This is a genomic window from Pseudomonas sp. NPDC077186, assembly GCF_044543505.1.
GTDB lineage: Bacteria > Pseudomonadota > Gammaproteobacteria > Pseudomonadales > Pseudomonadaceae > Aquipseudomonas.
This window is the reverse complement of sequence record NZ_JBITWE010000002.1, coordinates 641,736-662,000: the sequence shown is the minus strand read 5'-3', so window position 1 is coordinate 662,000 and position 20,265 is coordinate 641,736. Positions and strand designations below refer to the sequence as shown.

The following is a 20,265-nucleotide window of genomic DNA, read 5'->3' as shown; positions in this document are numbered from 1 at the left end:
CGTTTCAATGAGCCAAGCCGTCGCCGCCCAGAACAGCGCCGCCAACCTGACCGGTCTGTTGGTGCCCCTGGCCGACCGCACCCTGCTGCTGCCCAACGTGGCGGTGGCCGAGTTGATCCCCTACCGCGCGCCGCAGGTCAGCGAAGGCATGCCGGCCTGGTTCCTCGGCCAGATCGCCTGGCGCGACCTGCGCCTGCCGCTGCTGTCCTTCGAGGCCGCCAGCGGCGGCCAGGCGCAGGTCGCCAGCGGTGCGCGGGTGGCGGTGATCAACGCCCTGGGCGGCCGGCCCAAGGTCAAGTTCATCGCCCTGCTGGTGCAGGGCATTCCGCGCTCGCTGAAGGTCGCCAGCGACCTGGCGGCCGCCGACGTCGCGTTGGCGCCGCTGGAGCTGGGCGCGGCGCGAGTCGGCGAGGACGTGGTGCGCATCCCCGATCTGGTCGGCCTGGAGCAACTGCTGGAAGACGCCGGGCTGCTGTAGGTTGGGTTGAGGAGCGTGCGACGAAGCCCAACAGCGGATCATGGGACGCCAGGGATTGCCGAGCGCAGTCCTTCGGGCTTCCTGTTGGGCTTCGCTGCGCTCAGCGCCAACCTACCTGGCAACGGTTGCAACCTGTGGTGGGTCAGGGGGCAGCCTGTAGGTTGGGTTGAGGAGCGTGCGACGAAGCCCAACGGCGGATTGTGGTACGCCAGGGATTGCCGAGCGCAGTCCTTCGGGCGTCCTGTTGGGCTTCGCTGCGCTCAGCGCCAACCTACCTGGCAACGGCCGCAACCTGTGGTGGGTCAGGGTGCAGCCTGTAGGTTGGGTTGAGGAGCGTGCGACGAAGCCCAACGGCGGATTGTGGTACGCCAGGGATTGTCGAGCGCAGCCTTTCGGGCTTCCTGTTGGGCTTCGCTGCGCTCAGCGCCAACCTACCTGGCAACGGCCGCAACCCTAGCCGCGGCCACGCCTGTAGCAGTGCGGGCGTGCCGGCATGCCCGCACTGCATCCGCCCTACAGGTCCCCCCACAGCTGCTGCGCCACGGCCAGCGCCACCACGGGCGCGGTCTCGGTGCGCAGCACCCGTGGGCCGAGACGCGCGGCGTGGAAGTCGGCCGCCTTGGCCTGGGCCACCTCCGCCTCGCCGAGGCCGCCTTCCGGGCCGATCAGAAACGCCAGCGAGCGCGGCGGCGCATGGCCGGCCCAGGCCTCGGCCACCGGGTGCAGCACCAGCTTGAGTTCGGCTTCGACCGCGCCGAGCCAGACGCCCAGCTCCTGCGGCGCATGAATCACCGGCAGCACCGAGCGGCCGCACTGCTCGCAGGCGCTGATAGCCACCTGGCGCCAGTGGGCCAGGCGCTTGTCGGCGCGTTCGTCCTTCAGGCGCACCTCGCAGCGCGCCGAGACGATCGGGGTGATCTCCGCCGCGCCCAGTTCGGTGGCCTTCTGGATCGCCCAGTCCATGCGCTCGCCGCGCGACAGGCCCTGGCCCAGGTGGATGCGCAGCGGCGATTCGGCCAGGCCATCGAAGGCTTCGCGCAGCTCCACGCGCACCGCCTTCTTGCCCACCTCGATCAGTTCGCCCTGGTACTCGCGGCCGCTGCCGTCGAACAGTTGCACCGCGTCGCCCGCGGCATGCCGCAGCACGCGGGCGATATAGTGGGCCTGGGCCTCGGGCAGCTCGTGCTGGCCGAGGGACAGGGGAGCGTCGATAAAGAAACGGGATAGGCGCATAGGGGCAGCTGCCGGCGGTCAGTTCGAAGCGGCAAGTTTAAAGCACCGCGTCCCCGCCCCGCAGCCCTTGCTTGCGGGCTGGGATCAGGCGCTGGTGCGCACGGCGCTCCCTACGGACGGAGCTGTCAGCGCTACCGCCTCAGCCTGGATCGCGATGCCCGGGATAGCGGTTGTCCACCGCCACGCTGACGGTTTCGCGGGTGGCGATATCGATGCCCTCGCTGGCCACCTCGGCGAGAAAGTCGATCTGCTCCGGGCTGATCACGTAGGGCGGCAGGAAGTACACCACGCTGCCCAGCGGGCGCAGCAGGGCGCCGCGACTCAGGGCGTGCTGGTACACCGCCAGGCCGCGGCGCTGCTGCCAGGGGTAGGCGGTCTTGCTCGCCTTGTCGGCGACCATCTCGATGGCCAGGGCCATGCCGGTCTGGCGCACCTCGGCCACATGCGGATGATCCTTCAGGTGTTCGGTGGCGCTGGCCATCCGCGCGGCCAGGGCCTTGTTCTTCGCGATGACATCGTCATCGCGGAAGATATCCAGGGTCGCCAGGGCCGCGGCACAGGCCAGCGGGTTGCCGGTGTAGGTGTGCGAGTGGAGGAAGGCGCGCAGGGTGGCGTAGTCATCGTAGAAGGCGCCGTAGACCTGGTCGGTGGTGAGTACCGCGGCCATCGGCAGGTAGCCGCCGGTCAGCGCCTTGGACAGCACCAGGAAGTCCGGGGTGATGCCGGCCTGCTCGCAGGCGAACAGGGTCCCGGTGCGGCCGAAGCCGACGGCGATCTCGTCGTGGATCAGGTGCACGCCGTAACGGTCGCAGGCTTCGCGCAGCAGCTTGAGGTACACCGGGTGGTACATGCGCATGCCGCCGGCGCCCTGGATCAGCGGCTCGACTATCACCGCGGCGACCTCGTGGGCGTGCTGCTCCAGGGTCTGCTCCATGGCCGCGAACATAGTCCGCGAATGCGCTTCCCAGCCCATGCCCTCGGGGCGCAGGTAGCAGTCCGGGCTGGGCACCTTGAGGGTGTCGAGCAGCAGCGCCTTGTAGGTGTCGGTGAACAGCGCCACGTCGCCCACCGACATCGCCGCCACCGTCTCGCCATGGTAGCTGTTGGTCAGGGTGACGAAGCGCTTCTTCTCAGGCTTGCCGCTGTTGATCCAGTAGTGGTGGCTCATCTTCAGCGCCACCTCGATACCGGAGGAGCCATTGTCGGCGTAGAACACCTTGGAGAGCCCTTGCGGGGTGATCTGCACCAGGCGCTCGGACAGCTCGACCACCGGTGCGTGGGTGAAACCGGCCAGCATCACATGCTCCAGGCTGTCCAGCTGCTCGCGGATGCGCGCGTTGATCCGCGGGTTGCCGTGGCCGAACACGTTGACCCACCAGGAGCTGACCGCGTCCAGGTAGCGTTTGCCGTCGAAGTCCTCCAGCCAGACGCCGGAGCCAGAGCGGATCGGAATCAGCGGCAGGCGCTCGTGGTCCTTCATCTGGGTACAGGGGTGCCACAGCACATTAAGGTCGCGCTGCATCCACTGGTCGTTCAAGCTCATGCTGCATCTCCCAATCGTCAGCGGCACAGCCTACCAGAAGGCGCTGCCGTCGATCCGCCCCCAGCTGCCGTCTGGCGCCCGCCGACGAACTTCGCGGTGGCGGTGTCGGACTAAGCTGGCTGGTCGGAAATCCATCGTGCAAATATCGTATTTCTCGATATTTCATAGCGAAATTTTCCGCTTTAAATCGATAGATTTGTCGCTAGTCTTGCTCAACCTCTCGTCTCCGGAAGCCTTCCCATGCAGTGGCGCAACACTTCCTCCCGTTACGGCCTGGTCAGCGTGCTGCTGCACTGGCTGGTGGCCCTGGCCGTCTTCGGCCTGTTCGGCCTGGGCCTGTGGATGATGGAGCTGGGTTACTACGATCCCTGGCGCCAGCGCGCCCCCGACCTGCACAAGAGCATCGGCATCGCGCTGTTCGCGCTGATGCTGCTGCGCATGCTGTGGCGCTGGCTGAGCCCGCCGCCGGCGGCCCTGGCCAGCCACGACCGGGCCACCCGCCTGGCCTCCAAGCTGGGTCACCGCCTGCTCTACCTCGGCCTGTTCGTGCTGATGCTTTCCGGTTACCTGATTTCCACCGCCGACGGCCGCGCCATCGAGGTGTTCGGCCTGTTCGCGGTGCCGGCTACTGTTACCGGCCTGCCGCAGCAGGAGGACGTCGCCGGCCTGGTGCACGAGTACCTGGCCTGGGGTCTGGTGCTGTTCGCCGGAGTGCATGCCCTGGCCGCGCTGAAACACCATTTCATCGACCGCGACAGCACCTTGCTGCGCATGTTCGGCCGTTGATTCGTCGTTCCTTCCGGCGCGGGCCTCGAGCCGCGCCCTTCGCTCAACCTCAGCAGGAGATTCACCCATGTTGAAGAAAACCCTCGTCGCCCTGGCCCTGGGCAGCGCCCTGATCGGAGGCCAGGCCCTGGCCGCCGACTACGCCATCGACAAGAAAGGCCAGCACGCCTTCGTCAACTTCAAGATCAGCCACCTGGGCTACAGCTGGCTCTACGGCACCTTCAAGGACTTCGACGGCAAGTTCAGCTTCGACGCCGCCAATCCCGAGGCGAGCACCGTCAGCGTCACCCTCAACACCGCCAGCGTCGACACCAACCATGCCGAGCGCGACAAGCATATCCGCAGCGACGACTTCCTCAGCGTCGGCAAGCACCCGACCGCGACCTTCGAGTCCACCTCGGTGAAGTCCACCGGCGAAGGCAGCGCCGACATCAGCGGCAACCTGACCCTCAACGGCGTGACCAAGCCGGTGGTGATCGCCGCCAAGTTCATCGGCGAAGGCTCCGATCCCTGGGGCGGCTACCGCGCCGGTTTCGAGGGCAGCACCACGCTGAAGCTGAAGGACTTCGATATCGCCATGGACCTCGGCCCGGCGTCCGAGACCGTCGAGCTGATACTCTCCATCGAAGGTGTCCGCCAGTAGGTTGGGCTGAGCGTAGCGAAGCCCAACGCATCGGGTTTCGTCGCTACGCTCTTTGCTGCACCCAAAAAAACGCCGCCCCATCGGGCGGCGTTTTCGTTGGCGGCCTTGGCCTACTCTTCGCGGTTGCGCGTCAGCAGGGCCGGCTTCTCGCCGCGCGGGCGGCTGCTGTTGGCCAGCTCGTCGAGTTGCTCCGGGGTCGGGAAACGATCCAGGCGCGAGCCCTTGTGCACGATCACCGGCTGCTTCTCGCGCGGGTTGCGCACCGCGGCTTCCGAACGCGGCAGCTCGTCGCGGTCGAGCGAGGTGATGCGGCCGTCGTGCGCCGGACGCCCGCGGCCCCCGCCATTACGCCCCTGCGCCGCCTGACCGCCGCCCTGACGACGACCCTTGCCGGCGCCACCGGCGCCATTGGCGTTGCTGCGCGGGCCCTTGTTGGCCGGACGCTGGCCCTGGGGCGCGCCGTTGCCGGGCGCACCGCCGCCGGAGCGACGGCCGCGGCCCTGGGGTTTGTTCTGGATCGGGCTGACGTAGTCGACGCGGTTGCCGAAGTTGTCGATCTCGTCGTCGCGGAACTCTTCCGGATCGCGATCCGGAGGCAACGGCGGAATGGCCGGGGCGGCCGCCGCCTGGCTGCTGCCGCGCGGCGCCTGGCCGCGACGGTTCTGGCCCTGCTGCTGCGGCTTGCTCTTGTGCTCCTTGCCGCTGTCCTTGCCCTTGTCCTTGCGGCCGCCGCCATGGCGTTCGCCCTTGGGCTTGTCGCCGCCCTGGGCGTTCTGCGCCTTGGGCTGCTTCTGCCCGCGCGGCTGGCGCGGTTCGCGCACTTCGGGGCGCTCGGCCTCGACGGTGCTGGCATCGAAACCCATCGGGTCGCCGTCGGGGATCCTCTGCTTGGTCATCCGCTCGATGCTCTTGAGCAGCTTCTCCTCGTCCGGCGCCACCAGCGAGATCGCCTCGCCGCTACGTCCGGCGCGGCCGGTGCGGCCGATGCGGTGCACGTAGTCTTCCTCGACGTTGGGCAGCTCGAAGTTGACCACGTGCGGCAGTTGGTCGATATCCAGGCCGCGGGCGGCGATATCGGTGGCCACCAGGATGCGCACCTGGTTCGCCTTGAAGTCGGCCAGGGCCTTGGTGCGCGCGTTCTGGCTCTTGTTGCCGTGGATCGCGGCGGCCGGCAGGCCGTGCTTGTCGAGGTATTCGGCGAGGCGGTTGGCGCCGTGTTTGGTGCGGGTGAACACCAGCACCTGCTCCCAGGCGCCCTGGGTGATCAGGTGGGCGAGCAGCGCGCGCTTGTGGCTGGCGGGCAGGCGGAACACGCGCTGTTCGATGCGCTCGACCGTGGTGTTCGGCGGCGTCACCTCGATGCGCTCGGGGTTGTGCAGCAGCTTGCCGGCCAGGTCGGTGATGTCCTTGGAGAAGGTCGCCGAGAACAGCAGGTTCTGCCGCTGCGCCGGCAGCTTGGCCAGTACCTTCTTGACGTCGTGGATAAAGCCCATGTCGAGCATGCGGTCGGCTTCGTCGAGGACGAGGATTTCCACGTGCGACAGGTCGATGGCCTTCTGGTTGGTCAGGTCGAGCAGGCGCCCGGGGCAGGCCACCAGCACGTCGACGCCCTTGGCCAGGGCCTGGATCTGCGGGTTCATGCCGACGCCGCCGAAGATGCAGGCGCTGACGAATTTCAGGTCGCGGGCATAAACCTTGAAGCTGTCATGCACCTGCGCGGCCAGCTCGCGGGTGGGCGTCAGCACCAGCACGCGCGGCTGTTTCGGGCCATGACGCTGTTCGCGGTCGGGGTGGCCGGCCGGGAACAGGCGCTCGAGAATCGGCAGGGCGAAGCCTGCGGTCTTACCCGTACCCGTCTGGGCCGCCACCATCAGGTCGCGACCTTGCAACACGGCGGGAATGGCCCGCTGTTGCACCGGCGTGGGTTGGGTGTAGCCGGCGGATTCGATCGCACGGACTAGAGCCTCGGAGAGACCGAGGGAGGCAAAGGACATGGGCAATCCTGTACGTAGTGAGGGCGTGGCCCTATGGGGTGTATTGCCTGGCTTGAATCACGCGTAGGAAGCGTGATCCCGTCCGGTACTGCTGGCCTCTAGGGGGCTAGCATCCGGGCGCAAGCCTGGCGGGAAGGCCCGAGTATAACAGAGCGAGCGGCTTGCGTAGCCACCAGCCTGTCGGTTGGTTCACGGCCTGGACGGTGCGGGGGCGGCGTGGTGTGCCTGCAGCCGGGCGTAGGCGGGCTCGCGCTTGAAGCGGCGCAGCTCAAGGGCGAAATCGGCGGCCAGGCGCTGCAGCGCCGGGTCGCGGCGCAGGGCCAGGTACAGGCGGTCGTGGCCGATGGGCTTGCGGTTGTAGTCGACTTGCGCCTGCAAGCCCAGTTGGGCGGCGAGGTAGAGGCCGGCGCGGCGGTCGTTGACCACCAAATCGACGCGCTGGCGCACCAGCTTGCCGAGGTTGGCCTCGTGGCTGGGCGCTTCCTCGCGGCTGAACAGGGTCGAAGTACGGAAGGCCTCGTCGTTGTACCAGTAGCCGGGGGAGACGCCGATCAGCAGGTCCTGCAGGTCTTCCAGGCGGCGGAAGGGGTAGGGGCGCTGCCGGGCATGGAACAGCACCAGTTCGATCTCGGCCAGCGGCTCGTCGACGAACAGCATGTGCGCCTCGCGCTCGGGCAGGCGGAAGATGTCGAGGATGCCGTCGGCCTGGCCCTGCTCCAGCGCCAGCAGGCAGCGCTTCCAGGGCATGAACTGCAGCTCCAGCTCGACGCCCAGGCGGCGCAGCACCTCGCGGCTGATCTCGTAGTCGAGGCCGGCGGGCTGGCCGTCGTCCTGGTAGACGTAGGGCGCCCAGGCCTCGGTGACCAGGCGCAGCGGCTCGCCGCGAGCCTCGAAGGCGAGGCCGCACAGCAGGAGGATGGCGAGAATCTGGCGCTGGAATAATGGCATTGCGCCAGGTTAACGATTTTGCCGGTGCCGCGAAAGCGCCGGCGGCGCGGTTTAGTCGACCACCCGGTAGCAGGGCTCATAGGCGCTGCCGCCGGGCAGCTTCATCCGGTGTTGCTCGACGAAGGCCTGCAGCAGGCGATCCAGCGGGCGCATGATGCTCGTCTCGCCACGGATTTCGTAAGGGCCGTGCTGCTCGATCAGGCGGATGCCGTTCTCCTTGACGTTGCCGGCGACTATGCCGGAGAAGGCGCGGCGCAGGTTGGCCGCCAGCTCGTGCAGCGGCTGCTGGCGGGTCAGCTTGAGCGCGGCCATGTTGGCGTGGGTCGGCTCGAACGGGCGCTGGAAGCTCTCGTCGATCTTCAGCAGCCAGTTGAAGTGGAAGGCGTCGTTGCGTTCGCGGCGGAACTGGCGCACCGCCTTGATCCCTGCGGCCATCTCGCGGGCCACCTCGGCGGGGTCGTTGAAGATCATCCGGTAGCGCTGCTGCGCGGCTTCGCCGAGGGTCTCGCCGATGAACTCGTGCAGCTGCTGCAGGTAGGTGGCGGCGGTCTTCGGCCCGGTGATGATCACCGGGAAGGGCAGCTCGCGGTTGTCCGGGTGGGTGAGGATGCCCAGCAGGTAGAGCAGCTCTTCGGCGGTGCCGGCGCCGCCGGGGAAGATGATGATGCCGTGGCCGACACGGACGAAGGCCTCCAGGCGCTTCTCGATGTCCGGCAGGATCACCAGTTCGTTGACGATGGGGTTGGGCGCCTCGGCGGCGATGATCCCCGGCTCGGTCAGGCCCAGGTAGCGGCCGCCCAGGTTGCGCTGCTTGGCGTGGCTGATGGTGGCGCCCTTCATCGGCCCCTTCATCACCCCCGGGCCGCAGCCGGTGCAGATGTCCAGGCCGCGCAGGCCCAGCTCGTGGCCGACCTTCTTGGTGTACTTGTACTCGTCGCTGCTGATCGAGTGGCCGCCCCAGCACACCACCATCTTCGGCTCGACGCCGCTGCGCAGGGTGCGCGCGTTGCGCAGCAGGTGGAAGACGTAGTCGCTGATGCCTTCGGAGCTGTCCAGGTCGATGCGCTTGTTTTCCAGCTCGCTCTGCGTGTAGACGATGTCGCGCAGGGCGCTGAACAGCATTTCGCGGGTGCTGGCGATCATCTCGCCGTCGACGAAGGCGTCCGCCGGGGCGTTGACCAGCTCCAGGCGGATGCCGCGGTCCTGCTGGTGGATATGCACCTCGAAGTCCGGGTAGGCCTCGAGGATGGTCTTGGCGTTGTCGCTGTGCGAGCCGGTGTTGAGGATCGCCAGCGCGCACTGGCGGAACAGGCGGTAGACGCTGCCGGAGCCGGTCTCGCGCAGCTGTTGCACTTCGCGCTGCGACAGGGTTTCCAGGCTGCCCTTGGGGCTGACGGAGGCGTTGATTCTCGGGCGTTTCTGCATGGCGGGGCGGTCCTTCGGAAAGCGGGGTGTGGCGCACAAAGAGCGTCGTGGAAGCGTCGGCGAGTCGGCGCCCGGCAACGGCGCCGACTCGGGCGGCGGGTCTCAGCGCGGCAGCTTGAGGTTGTTCCAGATCGCCAGGCTGGGGCCGGCCAGGTTCATGCTGTAGAAGTGCAGGCCGGGCGCGCCGCCGGCCAGCAGGCGTTCGCACATCTCGCTGATCACCTGCTCGCCGAAGGCGCGGATGCTGTCGGCGTCGTCGCCGTAGGCCTCCAGCTGCTTGCGCACCCAGCGCGGAATCTCTGCGCCGCAGGCGTCGGAGAAGCGCGCCAGCTTGCTGTAGTTGGTGATCGGCATGATGCCCGGCACCACTGGGATGTCCACGCCCAGTTTCTGCACGCGTTCGACGAAGTAGAAATAGCTGTCGGCGTTGAAGAAGTACTGGGTGATGGCGCTGTCGGCGCCGGCCTTGGCCTTGCGCACGAAATTGGCGATGTCGTCCTCGAAATTGCGCGCCTGCGGATGCATCTCCGGGTAGGCGGCGATCTCGATATGGAAATGCTCGCCGGTTTCCTCGCGGATGAAGGCGACCAGCTCGTTGGCGTAGCGCAGCTCGCCGCTGGCCAGGCCCATGCCGGACGGCAGGTCGCCGCGCAGGGCGACGATGCGCTTGATCCCGGCGTTCCGGTACTGGTTCAGCAGCTCGCGCAGCTCGGCCTTGCTGTCGCCGACGCAGGACAGGTGTGGCGCGGTGGGCACCTTCACCTCGCCGTCCAGTTGCAGCACGGTGCTCAGGGTGCGGTCGCGGGTCGAGCCGCCGGCGCCATAGGTGCAGGAGAAGAAGTCCGGGTTGTAGGCGGCCAGCTGGCGCGCCACGTCCATCAGTTTTTCATGTCCGGCTTCGGTCTTGGCGGGGAAGAATTCGAAGCTGTAGCGGCGTTCTTGGCTCATAGGGTTTCTAGCCTTGGAGACGTAGGGTGGATGGCGTTTTTCCATCCACCTCGCGGGAAGTCGGTGGTGGATAAGCCATGGGCTTATCCACCCTACGCATTAGTAGCGGTAAGCGTCCGGCTTGAACGGGCCTTCCACGCTGACGCCGATGTACTCGGCCTGCTGCTTGGTCAGCTGGGTGACCACGCCACCGAAGCCCTTGACCATTTCCAGCGCCACTTCCTCGTCGAGCTTCTTCGGCAGCACTTCCACGGTCAGGCGCTCGGCCTTCTTCTCGGCGGAAAGGTCGGCGAACTTCTGCTCGAACAGGAAGATCTGCGCCAGCACCTGGTTGGCGAAGGAGCCGTCCATGATCCGGCTCGGGTGGCCGGTGGCGTTGCCCAGGTTGACCAGGCGGCCTTCGGCCAGCAGGATCAGGTAGTCGTCGTTGGCCGGGTCGAACTGACCGGCGCCGGTGCGGTGGATCTTGTGCACCTGCGGTTTGACCTCTTCCCAGGCCCAGTGCTTGCGCATAAAGGCCGTATCAATTTCATTGTCGAAGTGGCCGATATTGCACACCACGGCGCGCTTCTTCAGCGCCTTGAGCATGCCCGCGTCGCACACGTTGACGTTGCCGGTGGTGGTGACGATCAGGTCGATCTTGCCCAGCAGCGCGGCGTCGACGCTGGCCTCGCTGCCGTCGTTGAGGCCGTCGATGTACGGCGAGACCAGCTCGAAGCCGTCCATGCAGGCCTGCATGGCGCAGATCGGGTCGATCTCGGAAACCTTGACGATCATGCCTTCCTGACGCAGCGACTGCGCCGAGCCCTTGCCCACGTCGCCGTAGCCGATCACCAGCGCCTGCTTGCCCGAAAGCAGGTGGTCGGTGCCGCGCTTGATGGCGTCGTTGAGGCTGTGGCGGCAGCCGTACTTGTTGTCGTTCTTGCTCTTGGTCACCGCGTCGTTGACGTTGATCGCCGGGACTTTCAGGGTGCCGGCCTTGAGCATGTCGAGCAGGCGGTGCACGCCGGTGGTGGTTTCCTCGGTGACGCCATGGATGCGCTCGAGCATCTGCGGGTATTTCTTGTGCAGGATCTCGGTCAGGTCGCCGCCGTCGTCCAGCACCATGTTGGCGTCCCACGGCTGGCCGTCCTTGAGGATGGTCTGCTCGATGCACCACTCGTACTCCTGCTCGGTCTCGCCCTTCCAGGCGAACACCGGGATGCCGGCGGCGGCGATGGCGGCGGCGGCCTGATCCTGGGTGGAGAAGATGTTGCAGCTCGACCAGCGCACTTCGGCACCCAGGGCGATCAGGGTCTCGATCAGCACGCCGGTCTGGATGGTCATGTGGATGCAGCCGATGATCTTCGCGCCCTTGAGCGGCTGGCTGGCGGCGTACTTGCGGCGCAGGCCCATCAGCGCCGGCATCTCGGATTCGGCGATGATCAGTTCCTTGCGGCCCCAGTCGGCCAGGGAAATGTCGGCGACCTTGTAGTCGGTAAAACCGGCAGGCGTCAGTACAGCGCTCATATTGAGTTCTCCATTCGTTGTCTGCGATCAGACCCTGTGAAAACTACTGCGCTCGGCCATGCTGCGTTAGAAACCGGCTCGGAATGCTCATGTACAAAAGTACACTGCGCTTGCTCGCCTGTTTCCGCCTTGCCTGACCTTCGCTCGCTACGTTTTCACGCAGTCTGATTGAGCGCCGTTGATGCGTATGGTTAACGCCCCATCCGAGCCTGACAAAGTCCGCATCTGGCGGATTTGCTGCAGCGCCCCTCGGACGGGTGGCGGGAGCGGCCGGAGCGGTGCCGGCTGCGTGAAGCTGGCGGATTATAGCCGCGTGCGGCGTGCAGCCCAAGGCTTTCCGTCGGTCTTTGCGCGGCGCCGCCGGCCGTTGTCGCCGGCGCATTGGCCGGATCGCCGTCGACTTGTCCCGGCCGGGTCATGGACGCCCGACCCGCGGGCGGCCCAAGCTGCGCACTCCCTTAGCGAACTGCGGAGCCTCCATGACCCTCGCCTACTGGTGCGTCCTGATCGCCATCGTCCTGCCCTACCTGGCCACCGCCAGCGCCAAGTTCCTCGGCGCCGGCTACGGGCCGCGCGCCAACAGCGACCCGCGCGCCTTCCTCGCCGGCCTCGAGGGCTGGCGCAAGCGCGCCAACAACGCCCAGCTCAACGGCTTCGAGGTGACCCCGGCGTTCGCCGCGGCGGTGATCATCGCCCACCAGGCCGGCGCCGCCGCGCAGGGCCTGCTGGACCAGCTGGCGATCGCCTTCGTGGTCAGCCGGGTGCTGTATTTGCTCTGCTACCTGGCCGACTGGGGGCCGATCCGTTCGCTGCTGTGGTTCGCCGGTATGGGCCTGATCGTCGCTCTGTTCGTGGTCTCGGCCTGAGCCGAAACGGCGCGTGACCGCTCGGTCACTGCGCCGTTCTGGTGCATTTCGCCGCGATAAACAGGGCGCCAGGCTGCTGGCGGCTGGCCACTTTCTTGCTTGCTCCCGGTTATTGGGCGGGGGTTCCCGCCGTCTGCCAGGGAGCCTCTCATGTCCGCCACCGCCTTGTTCGACCGTCTGCTCTGCGCCATCGGCCTGCGCACGCTGAATCAGCAGTTCCTGTTTTCCTACGCGCTGATGTTCCTCCTGGCGGTGATCGCCTCGGTGGCGTTGTACCTGAGCATGTCGGTGTCGCCGCAGACCATCGACGTCGCCGGCGCGCAGCGCATGCTCAGCCAGAAGATGACCAAGGAGGCGCTGCTGCTGCGCGAAGGCGTACTGCCGGCGGCCACCCTGGAGGCGACCATGGCGCAGTTCGACGGCGCCCATCGCGACCTGCTGGGCGGCAACCCGGCGCGCAATATCAGCGCCATCGCCGAGCCCAACGTGCAGGCGCAGATGAACAAGGTCGGCGGGCTCTGGCAGGATTTTCGTGGCCAGCTGCAGCGCCTGGTCGGCGGCGACGCGGCGGTCGACCTCGCGGCCCTGGAACAGCAGTCGGTGCAGCTGCTGCGCGAGATGAACCAGGCCGTCGGGCTGATGGCGGCGCACGCCGAGGGTAGCCAGCGGCGGCAGATGTGGCTGGCCTTCGGCTGCGTGCTGGGCATCCTCGCCCTGGTGGTGCTCGGCCGCCAGTTCGGCCTGCGCCCGCTGATGCACAACCTCAATGTGGTGGAGGGCGCGCTGACCCGGGTCGGCTCCGGCGACTTCACCCGCGGCCTGGACGGGCGTCAGGGCGACAACGAGATCGGCCGTATCTTCGCCGGCTACAACCGCATGCAGGAGCAGGTGCGCGGCCTGCTGGCGGAGGTCAAGCGCAGCGGCGAGCGCACCGGCGAACACGTCGGCAGCGTGGTCGGCGCGGCGCAGGCGGCCGGCGACGGCGTGCGCCGCCAGTACGAGGACCTCGACCAGGTGGCCACGGCGATGAACGAGATGAGCGCCACCGTGGCCGAGGTGGCCCGGCATGCCGCGCACGCCGCCGAATCGGCGCGCAGCGCCGACGACTGCGCGCAGAGCGGCCAGCAGGTGGTGCAGCGCAGCGCCGCGCAGATCGCCGAGCTGACCGCCCAGCTGCAACGCAGCGGTGCCCAGGTGCAGCGCCTGGAGGCGGAAACCAGCGGGGTGGGCAAGGTGCTCGAGGTGATCAGGTCGATCGCCGAACAGACCAACCTGCTGGCGCTCAACGCCGCCATCGAGGCGGCGCGCGCCGGCGAGGCCGGGCGCGGCTTCGCCGTGGTCGCCGACGAGGTGCGCACCCTGGCCAGTCGCACCCAGCAGTCCACCGGCGAGATCCAGGCGATGATCCAGCGCCTGCAGAGCGGCGCCCGCGATGCGGTGACGGCGATGCAGCAGAGCGCGCAGCTGGCCGAGGACAACCTCAGTCATATCCGCCAGGCCAGCGAGGTGCTCGACGCCATAGTCGGCGCGGTGGACGGCATCAACGCGCTGAACGCGCAGATCGCCACCGCCGCCGAACAGCAGAGCCAGGTGGCGCAGGAGATCGACCAGCGCGTGACCCATATCTCCAGCCTGGCCGAGCGCAGCCAGGGCGAGGCCGCCAGCGTGGTGCAGGTCAGCGCGCAGATCCACGGCGAGGTGCGCCAGCTCAACCAGCAGCTGGATCGTTTCCGTACCTGAATAGCGGGTGCGCACCGCGCAGCCTAGCGACGTCGGGCGGCGGGCGGCGCGACAACTGCGGTAAAACACCGCGCTTGGCCTGATCGGGCCGAGTGGCGATACTGGCCGCCCGTTTTTTCCGGAAGGCGTCGCGATGAAGTTCAAAGCCCTGCTGCTGGCCTGCGCCTGCCTGACCCTGGTCGCCTGCGGCGGCGTCGACCCCGATTCGCCGCTGGGCCAGCGCCAGGCGCTGTTCAAGCAGATGCTCAAGGTCAGCGAGGACCTCGGCGGCATGCTGCGCGGGCGCATTGCCTACGACGAGGCCGGCTTTATCGCCGGCGCCGCCGAGCTGGAGCGCCTGTCGCGCCAGCCCTGGCAGCACTTTCCGCAGGTCCGCGACGACGAGCGCAGCAAGGCCACCGATGAGGTCTGGCAGCGCCAGGCGCAGTTCCAGCAACTGGCGCGCGAACTGGAGCAGGCCACCGCCGCCCTGGTGCAGGCCACCGCGGCGCCGCCGCTGCGCCGCGCCGCATTGGAGCCGGCGGTGCAACAGGTCGAGGACAGTTGCGAGGCCTGTCACCAGGCGTTTCGCGCCTACTGAATCAGCGCGCGAGTTCGGCCTCGGCCTGCTCCAGTTCGGCGCGCGCCTCGGCCAGCTTGGCCTGGCGCTTGGCGATCTTGTCCGGATCGCCCTTGCTCAGCGCGTCGCGCAGGTCCATCTCGCGCTGTTCGATCTCCTGCCGCGCCGCGTTGACCTCGTCCAGGCGCTTGGCCTGCAGGGCGCCGTCGCGGCAATGCGCCTCGACTTGCGCCAGGGCCTGTTGCAGGCCGGCCAGTTGGCTGCGGTTGTCGTGCTGACGGGCGATCTCGATCTTCTCCTGCAGGGCTTGGCGCTTGGCCGCGCAGCCGCCGACGCCGCTGTCGGCGAAGCTGAAGGCGGTGCTGGCGACCAGTAGGGCGAGCAGGCTGAGCTGACGAATCATGGGCTTGTCCTTATGGCAGGGGTTTGGGGGAAGACCGCGTCGCGGCGCCGGGGTTCGCCGCGGCCGAGCCAGGAAGGCGCTGACCATGACCTGGATCAAGGTTGCGCGCGCTACTGCGCGGCGGCCTGCAGCCGCGGTTGAAAGGCGGCAATGCCGGCCTGCTGCAATTGCGCGCCGAGGCGCCGCACCTCCGGGTGCTGGAAGAACGCCAGCAGCCGCTCGGCGCCCTTGTCGCCGATACCGGGCTGGCGTTGCCAGTCGGCGCGGCCGCGGGCGAGCAGGCTCGGCCAGTCGGCCGCTGGCTCCACGGCGAACCCGGCTGGGGCGCCGAGGGCGCGCAGCCATTGCTCGAGCGGGCGCTGGCGGGCCAGGGCGAAGGCCTGCTGCAACTGCGCCGCGCGGCGCGCACCGATGCCGGGCAGGGCCTGCAACTGGGCGGCGTCCAGTTCCAGCCAGTCGAGCAGGCCCTCCAGCTGAGCGTTCGCCACCAGGCTGTGCCAGGTGCCCGGGCCGACGCCGGGCAGGGCCAGGCCCCCTTTGCCGCCGAGCCAGCCCAGGCGCGCCTGGAACTGCTGGCGGCAAGCAGGGCTGAGGCGCCAGCAGCTCAGCGCGTGGTAGTCGGCCGGATTGGGCGCCTGCACCGGGGCGCGCTGCGGGCTGCGCCAGATCACCCCGTCCAGGCGCGGGATGGTCAGCCCGGCCAGGCGGATGGCCACCTGGTCGCCGGGCCGCACGTCCAGCCTGCGCCAGCCCTGCAGCGAACCCAGGGCGACGCGGCTGATGCGCCGCGCGTCGAGGTCGACCGGCTGCAGGCGCAGGATCGGGGTGATGCGCCCGCTGCGGCCGATGCTGAAGTCCACCGCCTGCACCACCGCCAGCGCCTGGCTCGGCGGGTATTTCCAGGCCACCGCCCAGTGCGGCGCCTCGGCCTGCCAGCGCTGGCCGGGCGGCCGCGCGCCCTGGCGCAGCACCACGCCGTCGCTGGCGAAGGGTAGGGCCTGGCGATACCAGCGCTGGCGCCAATGGCGGGCTTGCTCCGGCCTGTGCAGCGGCTGGGTATAGTGCGCGCTGTCGACGAAACCCAGCGCCTGCAGGCCGTGCAGGCGTGCGCGCATGTCCGCGGGGCCATCCGGCCAGTCCCAGACGAACAGGCCGACAGCGGCCGCCTCGTGCGCGTCCAGGGTCTGCCGCGCCATCAGCCCGGCCACCTTGCCGCGCGCCCCGGCGCCGCCGGCGAGCGCCTGTACATGGCCGTCCAGGCGCCAGTACAGCTCGCCCTGCAGCACCGCATCGAGCGGCTCGGGCAGGCGTGCGGGAATGGCCGGCAACTGCCGCGCCCGCGCCGTCCAGTCCTGGCCCTGGCGGCCGTCGCCGCGGCTGATGGCCTGCTGCAGCGTGCCGCCGCGGTAGACCAGGGTGACCGCCACGCCGTCGACCTTGGGTTGAATCCACAGCTCCTCGCGGCTGGCGATCCACTCGGCCACAGCCGCATCGCCGAGCTTGCGCAGACCGGTCTGCGGGATCGGATGGTCGAGCTGGGCGGCGGCGCCGGCCAGCGGCTCGGCCAGTGCCGGGGTGGCGTCGGGGAAGCAGGCGCGCCAGTGCTGCAGACGCTCGCGCGCCTGGTCGTAGAGCTCGTCGGCGACCAGCGAGCGGTTCTGATTGTGGTAGGCGTCGTCCCAGTGGGCGATCTGCTCGGCGAGGGCGCCGAGTTCGGCGCTGGCGCGACCGGCGGACCAGTCGGGGCAGGGTTCGGCTTGGGCGGCCAGGGGCAAAAGGAGCAGGGCGATCCAGGCCTTCATGGCAAGCGTCCGTGCTTGTGGGGGAAGGCTTGAGCCTAGTCGAGGGTATGCCGGTGCGCGAATGACGCCGCTGCTGCGGCGCGTAGCCCGGGTGCAGCCAGCGTCTTCCCGGGTTGCACCCGGGTTACGAGCGGCCAACAAAAAGCCCCGCACGGTGGCGGGGCTTCGTTGTTGTGCCGGGGGCTTACAGGCCGGCGGCGGCGCGCAGGTCGGCGGCCTTGTCGGTGCGTTCCCAGGTGAAGGTGGTGAAGCTGTCGTCGCCCACCGTCTTCTGCTGCGGGGTGCGGCCGAAGTGGCCGTAGGCGGCGGTCTCCTGGTACATCGGATGCAGCAGGTCGAGCATGCGGGTGATGGCGTAGGGGCGCAGGTCGAACACTTCGCGCACCAGCTGGATGATCTTGTCTTCGGCGATCTTGTGGGTGCCGAAGGTGTTGACCGAGATGGAGGTCGGCTGGGCCACGCCGATGGCGTAGGACACCTGGATCTCGCAGCGCTCGGCCAGGCCGGCGGCGACTATGTTCTTGGCCACGTAGCGGCCGGCGTAGGCGGCGCTGCGGTCGACCTTGGACGGGTCCTTGCCGGAGAAGGCGCCGCCGCCGTGACGGGCCATGCCGCCGTAGCTGTCGACGATGATCTTGCGCCCGGTCAGGCCGCAGTCGCCCACCGGGCCGCCGATGACGAACTTGCCGGTGGGGTTGATGTGGTACTGGGTGTCCTTGTGCAGCAGCTCGGCTGGCAGGCTGTGCTTGACGATCAGCTCCATCACCGCTTCCTGCAGGTCGCTCTGGCTGATTTCCGGGTTGTGCTGGGTGGACAGCACCACGGCGTCGATGCCGACCACCTTGCCGTTCTCGTAGCGGCAGGTGACCTGGCTCTTGGCATCCGGGCGCAGCCAGGGCAGCAGGCCGGACTTGCGCGCTTCAGCCTGGCGCTCGACCAGGGCATGGGACAGGCGGATCGGCGCCGGCATCAGCACGTCGGTCTCGTTGCTGGCGTAGCCGAACATCAGGCCTTGGTCGCCGGCGCCCTGGTCTTCCGGCTTGGCGCGGTCGACGCCCTGGTTGATGTCCGGGGACTGCTTGCCGATGATGTTGAGCACGCCGCAGGTGGCGCCGTCGAAGCCGACGTCGCTGCTGGTGTAGCCGATATCGCAGATCACGTCGCGGACGATCTGCTCCAGGTCGACCCAGGCGCTGGTGGTGACTTCGCCGGCGACTATGGCCACGCCGGTCTTGACCAGGGTTTCCACGGCCACGCGGGCGTGCTTGTCCTGGACGATGATGGCGTCGAGCACGGCATCGGAAATCTGGTCGGCGATCTTGTCCGGATGCCCCTCGGACACGGACTCGGAGGTAAACAGGGAATATTCGCTCATCTATCGGTTCCTTTCTTGCCGGAGGCTGAGGGCGCTGCGCGCATCGGGTTTGGCGAAGTGCCGTAACTGAATTTGAAAGCCGTTCTTCAGGCCAATGTAGAGGCTCTCGCCGGGGGCGAGGCCGGCGGCCGTGGCCCAGCGGGCCAGGTCGTCCTGTTCGAAGCCGAGCCAGAGGTCGCCGCAGGCCTCCCTGGCCCAGCTCTGGTCATGGCTGCACAGCTCGCTGAGCAGCAGACTGCCGCCAGGAGCGACCAATCGGGCCAACTGGCGAAACGCCTCGGCCGGGGTGGCGAAGTGGTGCAGCACCATGTTCAGCACCACGCAGTCGGCGGCCGGCTGTTCGCCGGTCAGGGCATCGGCCAGCTTCAGCTCGACGTTCCCCAGGCCTTCGCCGGCGCAACGCTGGCGCGCCAGTTCGAGCATCGCCGGGCTGTTGTCCAGCGCGGTGACGCGGGCGAAGCGGCGCGCCAGCTCGGGCAGGAAGGCGCCGTCGCCGGGGCCGATCTCCAGTGCGCTGGCGGTCGGTGCGAAGTGCAGCGTATCGAGCAGCGCCAGCAGGCTGTCGCGGTACTGCGCAAGGCTCGCGATCAGATCCTGCTGGGCCTGGAAGCTCGCCGCCATGCGGGCGAAGAAGTCGCGGCTGACGGTGGCGCGCTGCTGGTGCACGGTGGCGATGCGTGCCTGCACTTCGCCTGGCAGCGGCAGCTCGTCGATATCTTCCAGCAGCGCCGCATGCAGGCGGCCGCCGGGCAGGGCGCGGCGGTAGAAGATCGCGTTGCCTTCGCGGCGGGTGGCCACCAGGCCGGCCTGGGCCAGCACCTTGAGGTGATGGCTCATGCCCGATTGGCCGATGGCGAAGATCTGCGCCAGCTCCAGCACGCCGAACGAGTCGTTGCTCAGCGCGCGCAGCACGTTCAGGCGCAGCGCATCGCCGCCGGCCTTGCACAGGGCGGCGAGCTCGTCGCGGGGGTCGAAGTCCAGCTGGGGGGCGCGCAGGGTCATGGTGGCGCAGTCTAGTCGGTCATTTTTCATCCAGCAACAGCAATATCAAAAAGTTTTGATATTGCTGTGCGGCTCATTCCGGCGCTTCGCTTAGCGCCAGGAAGGCCGCCGGCGCCGGGCTCAGGCTGGCGCCGAGGCGCCACAGCACATGCAGCTCGCGCTCGATCTGCAGGTCGGCTACCGCCAGGCGGCGCAGCTCGCCGCTGGCCAGTTCGCGCTCGACCACCCGCTGCGACAACCAGGCGATGCCCTGGCCGTCGGCGAGCAGGCGCTTGAGCGCCTCGGTGCTGCCGATGGCCATGCCGGCGCATGGCTCCAGGCCGTGGGCCCGGTAGGCCTGCTCGACGCTGGCGCGCGCGCCCGAGCCGGGTTCGCGCATATACAGCGGGTAGGCCTGCAGGTCCGCCGCCTGCAGCCGCTCGACCCCGGCCAGCGGATGCTGCGGCGCCACCACCGGCAGCAGCGCGTCGCGCGCCAGCAGGCGGTGAGCGTAATCGGCCCGGGCGAATGGGCCTTCGACGAAGCCCAGGCTGATCCGGCCGTCGTCGAGCTGGCGGGTCACCGCCTCGGTGTTGCTCACCTCCAGGCCGACGAAGATCTGCGGATGCAGGGCGCGGAAGCGGTTGATCAGGGCGGGCAGCAGGTAGGCGCCGAGGGTGGCGCTGGCGCCCAGCTGCAGCTCGCCCTGTTCCAACTGGGCGAAGTCGCGCAGGTCGCGCTCGGCCGCCTGCTCCAGGGCGAAGATGCGCTGGGCATAGTCATGCAGGCGCCGGCCGCCTTCGGTCAGGTGCACGCCGCGGGCCTGGCGGTCGAACAGGCGCAGCGCCAGGCTGGCCTCCAGGTCGCGGATCTCGCGGGTCACCGCCGGCTGGCTGATATGCAGGCGCGCGGCGCCGGCGCTGATGCTGCCGGCCTCGGCCACGGCGAGAAAGACCTTGAGGTGATGCAGGTTCACGCTGGCTACCTATAAATGGAAGGCATGCAAAAGATGCTGAATATGTATTTTTAATA

At 68.5% G+C, this 20,265-nt stretch carries 18 protein-coding genes and 1 riboswitch; of the genes, 6 read left to right on the top strand and 12 right to left on the bottom strand.

The window, feature by feature from the left end; translation table 11 throughout:
• Window positions 1-7 precede the first annotated feature (7 nt).
• Window positions 8-478, top strand: a complete 471-nt coding sequence (locus ACIGKL_RS11575; protein WP_397486775.1) for a chemotaxis protein CheW — start codon at window positions 8-10, stop codon at window positions 476-478.
• A 513-nt stretch (window positions 479-991) separates the two neighbouring features.
• Here ACIGKL_RS11575 and ACIGKL_RS11570 read toward each other — a convergent pair.
• Both ACIGKL_RS11570 and ACIGKL_RS11565 read right to left on the bottom strand, forming a co-directional pair.
• The gene (locus tag ACIGKL_RS11570) at window positions 992-1,711 is read right to left on the bottom strand and encodes a 16S rRNA (uracil(1498)-N(3))-methyltransferase (RefSeq protein ID WP_397486774.1); all 720 of its coding nucleotides are present in this window, start codon (window positions 1,709-1,711) and stop codon (window positions 992-994) included.
• Between the two features lie 139 nt (window positions 1,712-1,850).
• Window positions 1,851-3,254, bottom strand: coding sequence for an adenosylmethionine--8-amino-7-oxononanoate transaminase (locus tag ACIGKL_RS11565; RefSeq protein ID WP_397486773.1), 1,404 nt, complete (start codon window positions 3,252-3,254; stop codon window positions 1,851-1,853).
• Window positions 3,255-3,494: 240 nt separating this feature from the next.
• Between ACIGKL_RS11565 and ACIGKL_RS11560 the strand changes: the two genes are divergently transcribed.
• A complete protein-coding gene (locus ACIGKL_RS11560; protein WP_397486772.1) occupies window positions 3,495-4,040 on the top strand; it encodes a cytochrome b in 546 nt (181 codons plus the stop codon).
• A 67-nt stretch (window positions 4,041-4,107) separates the two neighbouring features.
• The gene (locus ACIGKL_RS11555; protein WP_397486771.1) at window positions 4,108-4,683 is read left to right on the top strand and encodes a YceI family protein; all 576 of its coding nucleotides are present in this window, start codon (window positions 4,108-4,110) and stop codon (window positions 4,681-4,683) included.
• Between the two features lie 110 nt (window positions 4,684-4,793).
• Here the strand turns inward: ACIGKL_RS11555 and ACIGKL_RS11550 are convergent, their stop codons facing one another.
• The 5 genes from ACIGKL_RS11550 to ahcY form a co-directional block, all read right to left on the bottom strand.
• Window positions 4,794-6,677: a DEAD/DEAH box helicase gene (locus tag ACIGKL_RS11550; RefSeq protein ID WP_397486770.1), complete on the bottom strand. Its 1,884-nt coding sequence runs from the start codon at window positions 6,675-6,677 to the stop codon at window positions 4,794-4,796.
• A 189-nt stretch (window positions 6,678-6,866) separates the two neighbouring features.
• Window positions 6,867-7,625 (bottom strand): substrate-binding periplasmic protein, encoded by a 759-nt coding sequence (locus tag ACIGKL_RS11545; RefSeq protein WP_397486769.1) that lies wholly within the window; start codon window positions 7,623-7,625, stop codon window positions 6,867-6,869.
• Between the two features lie 51 nt (window positions 7,626-7,676).
• Window positions 7,677-9,050, bottom strand: a complete 1,374-nt coding sequence (gene ppnN / locus ACIGKL_RS11540) for a nucleotide 5'-monophosphate nucleosidase PpnN (RefSeq protein WP_397486768.1) — start codon at window positions 9,048-9,050, stop codon at window positions 7,677-7,679.
• A gap of 102 nt (window positions 9,051-9,152) precedes the next feature.
• A complete protein-coding gene (metF, locus tag ACIGKL_RS11535; RefSeq protein ID WP_397486767.1) occupies window positions 9,153-9,998 on the bottom strand; it encodes a methylenetetrahydrofolate reductase [NAD(P)H] in 846 nt (281 codons plus the stop codon).
• A 99-nt stretch (window positions 9,999-10,097) separates the two neighbouring features.
• Window positions 10,098-11,507, bottom strand: a complete 1,410-nt coding sequence (gene ahcY / locus ACIGKL_RS11530; protein WP_397486766.1) for an adenosylhomocysteinase — start codon at window positions 11,505-11,507, stop codon at window positions 10,098-10,100.
• A gap of 163 nt (window positions 11,508-11,670) precedes the next feature.
• Window positions 11,671-11,764: riboswitch (S-adenosyl-L-homocysteine riboswitch) on the bottom strand.
• 222 nt (window positions 11,765-11,986) lie between these two features.
• Between ahcY and ACIGKL_RS11525 the strand changes: the two genes are divergently transcribed.
• From ACIGKL_RS11525 to ACIGKL_RS11515, 3 genes are all read left to right on the top strand, one after another.
• Window positions 11,987-12,373 (top strand): MAPEG family protein, encoded by a 387-nt coding sequence (locus ACIGKL_RS11525; protein WP_397486765.1) that lies wholly within the window; start codon window positions 11,987-11,989, stop codon window positions 12,371-12,373.
• A gap of 150 nt (window positions 12,374-12,523) precedes the next feature.
• Window positions 12,524-14,113, top strand: coding sequence for a methyl-accepting chemotaxis protein (locus ACIGKL_RS11520; protein WP_397486764.1), 1,590 nt, complete (start codon window positions 12,524-12,526; stop codon window positions 14,111-14,113).
• A gap of 133 nt (window positions 14,114-14,246) precedes the next feature.
• Window positions 14,247-14,693 (top strand): c-type cytochrome, encoded by a 447-nt coding sequence (locus ACIGKL_RS11515; protein WP_397486763.1) that lies wholly within the window; start codon window positions 14,247-14,249, stop codon window positions 14,691-14,693.
• A gap of 1 nt (window position 14,694) precedes the next feature.
• On the opposite strand, the gene ACIGKL_RS11510 is transcribed toward ACIGKL_RS11515, so the two are convergent.
• The 5 genes from ACIGKL_RS11510 to ACIGKL_RS11490 form a co-directional block, all read right to left on the bottom strand.
• The gene (locus tag ACIGKL_RS11510) at window positions 14,695-15,075 is read right to left on the bottom strand and encodes a DUF1090 domain-containing protein (RefSeq protein WP_397486762.1); all 381 of its coding nucleotides are present in this window, start codon (window positions 15,073-15,075) and stop codon (window positions 14,695-14,697) included.
• 110 nt (window positions 15,076-15,185) lie between these two features.
• The gene (gene ligB, locus ACIGKL_RS11505) at window positions 15,186-16,877 is read right to left on the bottom strand and encodes an NAD-dependent DNA ligase LigB (RefSeq protein WP_397486761.1); all 1,692 of its coding nucleotides are present in this window, start codon (window positions 16,875-16,877) and stop codon (window positions 15,186-15,188) included.
• A gap of 184 nt (window positions 16,878-17,061) precedes the next feature.
• Window positions 17,062-18,252 (bottom strand): methionine adenosyltransferase, encoded by a 1,191-nt coding sequence (gene metK, locus ACIGKL_RS11500; protein WP_397486760.1) that lies wholly within the window; start codon window positions 18,250-18,252, stop codon window positions 17,062-17,064.
• Window positions 18,253-19,254 (bottom strand): ArsR/SmtB family transcription factor, encoded by a 1,002-nt coding sequence (locus tag ACIGKL_RS11495; RefSeq protein ID WP_397486759.1) that lies wholly within the window; start codon window positions 19,252-19,254, stop codon window positions 18,253-18,255. It lies immediately after the preceding gene.
• Between the two features lie 73 nt (window positions 19,255-19,327).
• A complete protein-coding gene (locus ACIGKL_RS11490) occupies window positions 19,328-20,209 on the bottom strand; it encodes a LysR family transcriptional regulator (RefSeq protein WP_397486758.1) in 882 nt (293 codons plus the stop codon).
• Window positions 20,210-20,265 lie beyond the last annotated feature (56 nt).

Bases quoted from the DNA above. Each gene is read 5' to 3' on its own strand.
- ACIGKL_RS11510 (WP_397486762.1), bottom strand. From the start codon at position 15,075: ATGATTCGTCAGCTCAGCCTGCTCGCCCTACTGGTCGCCAGCACCGCC.
- ACIGKL_RS11575 (WP_397486775.1), top strand. From the start codon at position 8: ATGAGCCAAGCCGTCGCCGCCCAGAACAGCGCCGCCAACCTGACCGGT.
- ACIGKL_RS11570 (WP_397486774.1), bottom strand. From the start codon at position 1,711: ATGCGCCTATCCCGTTTCTTTATCGACGCTCCCCTGTCCCTCGGCCAG.
- ACIGKL_RS11515 (WP_397486763.1), top strand. From the start codon at position 14,247: ATGAAGTTCAAAGCCCTGCTGCTGGCCTGCGCCTGCCTGACCCTGGTC.
- ACIGKL_RS11525 (WP_397486765.1), top strand. From the start codon at position 11,987: ATGACCCTCGCCTACTGGTGCGTCCTGATCGCCATCGTCCTGCCCTAC.
- ppnN (WP_397486768.1), bottom strand. From the start codon at position 9,050: ATGCAGAAACGCCCGAGAATCAACGCCTCCGTCAGCCCCAAGGGCAGC.
- metF (WP_397486767.1), bottom strand. From the start codon at position 9,998: ATGAGCCAAGAACGCCGCTACAGCTTCGAATTCTTCCCCGCCAAGACC.
- ACIGKL_RS11545 (WP_397486769.1), bottom strand. From the start codon at position 7,625: ATGCCATTATTCCAGCGCCAGATTCTCGCCATCCTCCTGCTGTGCGGC.
- ACIGKL_RS11520 (WP_397486764.1), top strand. From the start codon at position 12,524: ATGTCCGCCACCGCCTTGTTCGACCGTCTGCTCTGCGCCATCGGCCTG.
- ACIGKL_RS11560 (WP_397486772.1), top strand. From the start codon at position 3,495: ATGCAGTGGCGCAACACTTCCTCCCGTTACGGCCTGGTCAGCGTGCTG.
- ACIGKL_RS11495 (WP_397486759.1), bottom strand. From the start codon at position 19,254: ATGACCCTGCGCGCCCCCCAGCTGGACTTCGACCCCCGCGACGAGCTC.
- ACIGKL_RS11550 (WP_397486770.1), bottom strand. From the start codon at position 6,677: ATGTCCTTTGCCTCCCTCGGTCTCTCCGAGGCTCTAGTCCGTGCGATC.
- ligB (WP_397486761.1), bottom strand. From the start codon at position 16,877: ATGAAGGCCTGGATCGCCCTGCTCCTTTTGCCCCTGGCCGCCCAAGCC.
- ACIGKL_RS11555 (WP_397486771.1), top strand. From the start codon at position 4,108: ATGTTGAAGAAAACCCTCGTCGCCCTGGCCCTGGGCAGCGCCCTGATC.
- metK (WP_397486760.1), bottom strand. From the start codon at position 18,252: ATGAGCGAATATTCCCTGTTTACCTCCGAGTCCGTGTCCGAGGGGCAT.
- ACIGKL_RS11565 (WP_397486773.1), bottom strand. From the start codon at position 3,254: ATGAGCTTGAACGACCAGTGGATGCAGCGCGACCTTAATGTGCTGTGG.
- ahcY (WP_397486766.1), bottom strand. From the start codon at position 11,507: ATGAGCGCTGTACTGACGCCTGCCGGTTTTACCGACTACAAGGTCGCC.